Origin of the sequence: Archangium sp. (assembly GCF_036389735.1) — a bacterium.
Classification (GTDB): domain Bacteria; phylum Myxococcota; class Myxococcia; order Myxococcales; family Myxococcaceae; genus Archangium.
In genome coordinates this window covers 1-5,903 of the sequence record NZ_DASVWK010000948.1, presented here as the reverse complement: position 1 = coordinate 5,903, position 5,903 = coordinate 1, and the positions used below count along the sequence as shown (strand labels likewise).

The 5,903-nt window shown below is 67.9% G+C and carries 6 protein-coding genes; 2 read left to right on the top strand and 4 right to left on the bottom strand.

All coding sequences use genetic code 11. The features are described 5' to 3' along the window. Positions 1-1,213 (bottom strand): hypothetical protein (locus VF794_RS33785; RefSeq protein WP_331117241.1); only part of this gene is annotated, 1,213 nt, incomplete at its 3' end. A gap of 168 nt (positions 1,214-1,381) precedes the next feature. Between VF794_RS33785 and VF794_RS33780 the strand changes: the two genes are divergently transcribed. After that, complete coding sequence (locus VF794_RS33780; RefSeq protein ID WP_331117240.1) at positions 1,382-2,575, top strand: aminotransferase class I/II-fold pyridoxal phosphate-dependent enzyme; 1,194 nt, start codon at positions 1,382-1,384, stop codon at positions 2,573-2,575. Between the two features lie 12 nt (positions 2,576-2,587). Here VF794_RS33780 and VF794_RS33775 read toward each other — a convergent pair whose 3' ends face one another. Continuing rightward, positions 2,588-3,055, bottom strand: a complete 468-nt coding sequence (locus VF794_RS33775; protein ID WP_331117239.1) for a MaoC family dehydratase — start codon at positions 3,053-3,055, stop codon at positions 2,588-2,590. Between the two features lie 116 nt (positions 3,056-3,171). Here VF794_RS33775 and VF794_RS33770 point away from each other — a divergent pair, with 116 nt between their 5' ends. Next, positions 3,172-3,330 carry a hypothetical protein gene (locus VF794_RS33770; protein WP_331117238.1) on the top strand — a complete coding sequence of 53 codons (159 nt, stop codon included), beginning with the start codon at positions 3,172-3,174 and terminating at the stop codon, positions 3,328-3,330. Between the two features lie 33 nt (positions 3,331-3,363). Here the strand turns inward: VF794_RS33770 and VF794_RS33765 are convergent, their stop codons facing one another. Both VF794_RS33765 and VF794_RS33760 read right to left on the bottom strand, forming a co-directional pair. Continuing rightward, positions 3,364-4,842 (bottom strand): hypothetical protein, encoded by a 1,479-nt coding sequence (locus VF794_RS33765; RefSeq protein ID WP_331117237.1) that lies wholly within the window; start codon positions 4,840-4,842, stop codon positions 3,364-3,366. Positions 4,843-4,993: 151 nt separating this feature from the next. Then, entirely contained in the window at positions 4,994-5,878 is an 885-nt protein-coding gene (locus tag VF794_RS33760; protein WP_331117236.1) for a hypothetical protein, read from the bottom strand. Between the last annotated feature and the right edge of the window lie 25 nt (positions 5,879-5,903).

The following is a 5,903-nucleotide window of genomic DNA, read 5'->3' as shown; positions in this document are numbered from 1 at the left end:
AGATGCCGTCGCCGTGCCACGAGTCGGGGCACACCTCGCTCCACGTGGGGTAGTAGGAGGCGTTGATGTACGGGTTCCAGCTCGCGGTGCTCGGAATGCGGTAGCTGCTGGAGTAGCCGTAGGAGATGAGGCAGTCGGGCTCGGGGGTGCCGTTGTTGAGCTGGGTGGAGGAGCAGCCGTACTTCCACACCGTGTGGTCCGTCATGTAGTCCAGCGCATAGCCCGAGTAGTAGTTGTTGCAGGCGAGCGCGGCGGCGGCCACGTTCGTCTCGGGAGCCCACGTCTGCTGCGAGGGCGCGGGGATGGGGGCGTTGGCCACCTTCTGCTTGATGATGTTGCCGCTGTTGTGGCAGCTGCGGCGCGACTGGTGGTGGTTGAGCCGGCCGTCGTCGATGATGATGTTGCCGAAGTAGCCCGAGCTGTCGTTGCCGATGAAGCCGTCGGTGCCCGCGCTGAAGCTGCCCCAGCCGAGCAGCGCCGCCGCCTTGAGGCCCACCGCGTACATGTAGCCGCCGCAGTGCGCGTCGCTCGAGAAGAGGTTGGCGTAGACGCGGTTGCCGCGCACCACGGAGATGGGCTTGCCGCCCACCGACGTCGCGCCCAGCGTGCCGGCGAAGGTGCCGTTCGAGTTGTACGTGCGCATGTTGTCCGTGCGCTGCTGCACCACGGCCGGGTTGTTGTAGCTACCCCCGCCGAAGAACTCGACGACGCTGTTGGCGATGCTGAGGAACGAGCCGCTCGTCGTCACCTTGTCCGCCAGCGGCGTGCCCGTCAGGTCCGGCGCCGAGAAGATGACCTGCGAAATCTTGCTCGTGACCAGGTTGACGGCATGGCCCTTGGCGCTCACCGCGCCGGTGTGGCCGAGCATGTAGCGCAGCGGGCTGGAGCCGTTGGAGTGGGTGATGACGGTGTAGCTGGTGATGCCGTTGGCGTTCTGCCAGGGGACGATCTGATCGACGATGGCGCCCCAGCTGCACTGGCTGAAGCCGGCACAGGACGCGCCGGGATAGCCGACGATGAGATAGGGACGGCCGTTGCGCATCGTGTCGATGGAGCTCTGCGTCCAGTAGCCGCTCGTCGCCGAGCTGGCGGACTGGTCACCGGTGCCGTGGACGAAAACCACGCCGGCGGTGGCGTGGGCCTCGCCACTCGCACCGAGCAGTGCGGTACAGGCGGCGGCGAGCGCCCACCCGGACCTGGAAAACAAGTGCATGGGAACCTCTCGGATGTTGGGGGACACGGCCTCGGGGAGAGACCGTGAACAATGGGTTATACCAGAAATACATGTGAGTATCCCCTCTCATGGGCAACTCGTGGAGAGGCTGCGTCAGGTGGCCTTCAAACGCTCCTGGCCGGGGCGTGATAGAGGGGCGCCCGCGCCATGTCGAACCCCAAGCCCCAGCGTCTCCAGAAGCTCGCCGCCGCCGTCTTCACCACCATGGACGAGGCGCGCAAGCGCAAGCTCGCCACGGGGGCCGATGTCATCAACCTGTCCATCGGCAGCCCGGACCTGCCCCCGGCCTCGCACATCACCGAGGCCATGGCCCGCGCCATCCAGGACCCGGGCAACTACGGCTACCCGATGCGCGACCTGCCCGCCTTCCGCGAGGCCGTGGCCGGTTGGTATCAGCGCCGCTTCGGCGTGGCGCTCAATCCGGACTCCGAGGTGCTGGGGCTGACCGGCTCGCAGGAGGGCCTGGCCCACATCACCCAGGCGGTCACGGATCCGGGGGACCTCGTGCTGGTGCCCGACCCAGGCTACCCCATCTACACCGCGGGCCCCGTGCTGGCCGGAGCCGAGCTCTACCCCGTGCCGCTGAAGGCCGAACTCGGCTACCTCCCGGACCTGGAGGCCCTGCCCGAGGACGTGAAGCGGCGTGCGAAGTTGCTGGTGCTCAACTACCCGAGCAACCCACTGGCGGCGATCGTCCGGCCCGGCTTCTTCGAGCAGGTGGTCGCCTTCGCTCGCAAGTACGGCACGATCATCCTGCACGACGCCGCCTACAGCGAGCTGAGCTTCGATGGGTACCGGCCCCCGAGCTTCCTGGAGACGCCCGGCGCGATGGAGGTGGGCCTGGAGTTCAACTCCCTGTCCAAGACGTACAACCTCGCGGGCGCACGCGTCGCCTACGCCGTGGGCAACGCGCGGCTCCTCGGCCTGCTGGCGGAGGTGAAGGCCCACCTCGACTATGGGCTCTTCCGGCCCATCCAGGCCGCCGCCGTCGCCGCCCTCACCGGGCCACGGCAGTGCGTGGCCGACATGGCCGCCACCTACCAGCGTCGCCGGGACGTGCTCGTGGATGGGCTCACCCGCGTGGGCTGGGCCATCCCCAAGCCGAAGGCCACCATGTTCTGCTGGGCCCCCGTGCCGCACGGGTTCGACTCCAGCCTCGCCTTCGCCATGGAGTTGTTGGAGCGGGCCGGCATCACCGTCGTTCCCGGCAGTGGCTTCGGCACCCTGGGCGAGGGCCACGTGCGCATCGCCCTCGTGCAGAGCGAGGAGCGGCTGGCGGAAGCCGTCGAGCGGATCCATCGCTCGGGCATCGTCGCACCGCCTCCCACGCGGCGGGCTTGAAAGGGGCGCGGCTCACGCCAGCATGAAGCGGTAGACCACCTCGGCGGAGCACGCGGGCTTGGCTTCGCCCTCGACCTCGATGTTCGCGAGCAGCAGGGCCTCGACGCCCTTGGGCAGGTCCTTGAGCTCGGCGAGCTTGAGCGTCAGCCGGTAACGGGCCCCCAGCTTGAGCGGAGCGGGGAAGCGCACCTTGTTGAGGCCGTAGTTCAGGACGAGCCCGAAGCCCCGCACGTCGATGATCTCGAAGAACAGCCCCGCGATGCGCGACACGCTGAAGTAGCCGTGGGCGATGGGCACCCCGAACGGGGACTCGCGCTTGCACCGCTCCCGGTCCACGTGGATCCACTGGAAGTCGCCCGTGGCCTCGGCGAAGCGCACGATGTCCTCGTACGCCAGCTCCTTCCACTCGGAGGCGCCGAGCTGCTGCCCGAGCACCGCCTTGAGTCCGTCCACTCCCTCGAGGGTCTTCTGGTTTGGCATGGGCCGGCCCTTACCACGCTCGGCCGCGACCCAGGCAGCCATCCTTCGTGGTATCCACCCTCGCCCGGCGTTACGTTGACAGGCCCATTGTGGTTCAGGACGGTTCGGAGGAGCCCATGGTGTGGGAGTCGTTGGTCGGCATCATCCTGTTCTCCATCCTCGTGCTGTTCGTGGCCCCCGAGTGGTGGAGTTCGAGCAAGGGAGTGCTCAAGGAGCGGGAGCGCAAGGAGAAGGCGGCCAAGGAAGAGTCGGAGCGCTCCAAGTCGGACAGGTGAGCTGGCGAGCAGGCGGAACAGCACGGCTGTCCCTCACTCCCGGAGGCGGATCCGCCAGACGGTGTTCCACACCGTGGACCAATAGGGGTTCGTGGCCAGCCTCTCCACCTCCACCACCTCGAACTCCTCGGAGGAGACCGGCGGGGGCTTCACGTCGAGCCAGAAGAAGCGCTCGTATGCATGGCGGTGCTGCTTGAGGAAGGGGCCCAGACTCGCCAGCGTCATGAGCCCTCGCTCGGGGTAGCCGTGCGCCACCACCGGAGCGGGGGAGAAGGGGTGCACGAACCACAGCTGCGGGCCCAGCAGGAGATCCCGCTCCGTGACATGGGTCTCCACCCAATCCGGGACCGGCGTGATCATCTTCCTCAGCGAAGCGAGCCCACGCCGAGGGTGGTTCAACCGCTCACGTACCGGACTCCACAGGTGCCCGGCGATGAGGATCAGGCCCGTGACGGCCAGCGACGGCGCCCGCCAGATCTCCGTGCGTTGGAGGATCTCCACCAGTACGGCGGCGATGAGGGGAATCAGCCCGACGCCCATGGGGGCCAGCAGCCGGTTGTCCAGGGCATCCATGTGGGTGCGGGTCGCGGTCCAGAAGAGGCACAGGAAGTACGACACGCTCAGCAGCGCGGCGGGCCGCAAGCCCTGGAGTGACTTCGGAGGCGCCCGCCCGGATAGCCACGGCACGCTCGTCACGCAGAGCAGCCCGAAGGCGCCGAAGGAGGCATCCCCCAGCAGCGTGCTCACGCCGGACAGGAGCGAGTCGATGAACCCCTCCGAGCGAGGCGCATGGGGTGTCCCCAGGAGGCCGCCGAACAGGGACAGGTTCCGGGCGAGCCAGGGCGCCACCAGCAGCAGCCAGCCCGCCCCGAGTGCCAGCAGCTCCATCAGATGATGGCGCCGAGCGCCGGGGTCCTCGCGCATCCGCAGCAGGCGCTCCACCCCGAGGGCGGGCAGCGCGAAGGCCGCCGCGTAGCGGGTCAACACGGCGGCCCCCAGGGCGACGCCCGTCCAGAAGGAGAGCCACTTCCCCGAGCGCGCCGTGCCCGAGCGGACCTCGAGCGCCAGGGCGAGGGCCAGCAGCGCGATGCACAGGGGCTCGGACCAGGCGTAGGTCACCACGTGCCCGAAGGGCCGGTAGAGGATGATGAGCGCCGCGCAGCTCCAGGTGTAGCGGGCGCCCTGGCCGGCGGGCGCCAGGGAGAAGAGGGCTCCCGAGAGCAGGGCCATGGAGAGCACGTTCACCAGCATGGCCGTGGCGTCCGGGCCGAGACCCGCCCCGAGGCCGGCGGCCAGGGCCAGGGGGTACAAGGGGGGCCACAGGTCCAGGGGGCGGGGGATGGGCAGGTCCACCGCCAGCAGCGTCCCCGACAGCCCCGCGCCCGAGAGCAGGCCACGTGCCACGGCCAGGTAGTGCAGCGAGTCCGGCGTGTACCGGAGACCCAGGGCGAAGAGGCAGGAGACGGCGGTGACGGCGGCGACACCCACCCAGTGGCGAGGCGTGACTTCCATGGGGAGCGCGAACGTACCACCTCCCATTGAACTCATGAGCTACCACCGAGCAGGATCCCTCGCTCGTCTTCCTCCGCACGCTTGAGGGGGGCCTGCGCCGGTTCACCCCGCCGCCGGTGGGGATGCGGATCAACTCTGACGAAGGGATGGGTCAGAGCCGAGTGGCTTTGGGCACCGAGGTGGGTACCGTCGAAGTGTCCGGGCGTTGCTCGAGCTGGACCGTGCAGGATCGCATCTCGCTTCGCGTCGCGTCGAGATCCGCCTGACTCTGCGTCAGAGTCGCATTACAATTCTCATATCGGGACTGGAGTTCACTCGTTTTCTTGTTCATGTCCCGGATCTGGCTCTCCAATGAGCTGATCTGCCCGACGAGGTCCTGCTGGGCGAGCGTGGCCTTGTCGAGCAGCGTATGGACTTCCAGCAGTTTCCGGGTCGTGTTGTCGCGATCCGTCTTGAGCTGACCGATCTGCTCTTCGAGGAACCGGACTCTTCGGCTCGAGGCGCCCAGATCCGCCTCCAGCTTGCCACGTTCCACGGTCGCCAGATGGATGGCCGTGTTCACTGTGGCGAGCTGCTCCTCGATGCTCCTGCGTTCCTTCGCGTCCTTGGACCGCATTGCCAGGAGCATGAGGCGCTTGGATTCCAGCAGGGAGAGCGCCTCGTGCTTCGTCTTCAGCTCGTTGCCGATCCGTTCCCGGTCCAACCGGAGGGTCTTGATCTCCTCCTGTCTGCGAGCGAGCGCGGCCGCGCTGGCATCCGCCTCCGCTCTCAGCGTGTCGAGCCGCAACTGCATGGTCCTTTTCTCTCCCTCGACCTGTTGGAGGTACTTGTTGACGAAGACCGTGAACAGCAGCAGGACAATGAGGCCGGGTGCCAACCAGAAGGCCTGGGTCCTCTGCCTCGAGAGGTGTTGGGTTCGTTGGGCCAACCGGGAACGGGTGATGAACTCCGCTGTCAGGGAGGCGACCTCGCGGTCCTGCTCCCGCATCCATGCCTCCGCCTCTTCGAGCGCCTTGCCTCGAAGCAGGTAGTCCACATGCTCGTCGTTCGTCGACCAGCGA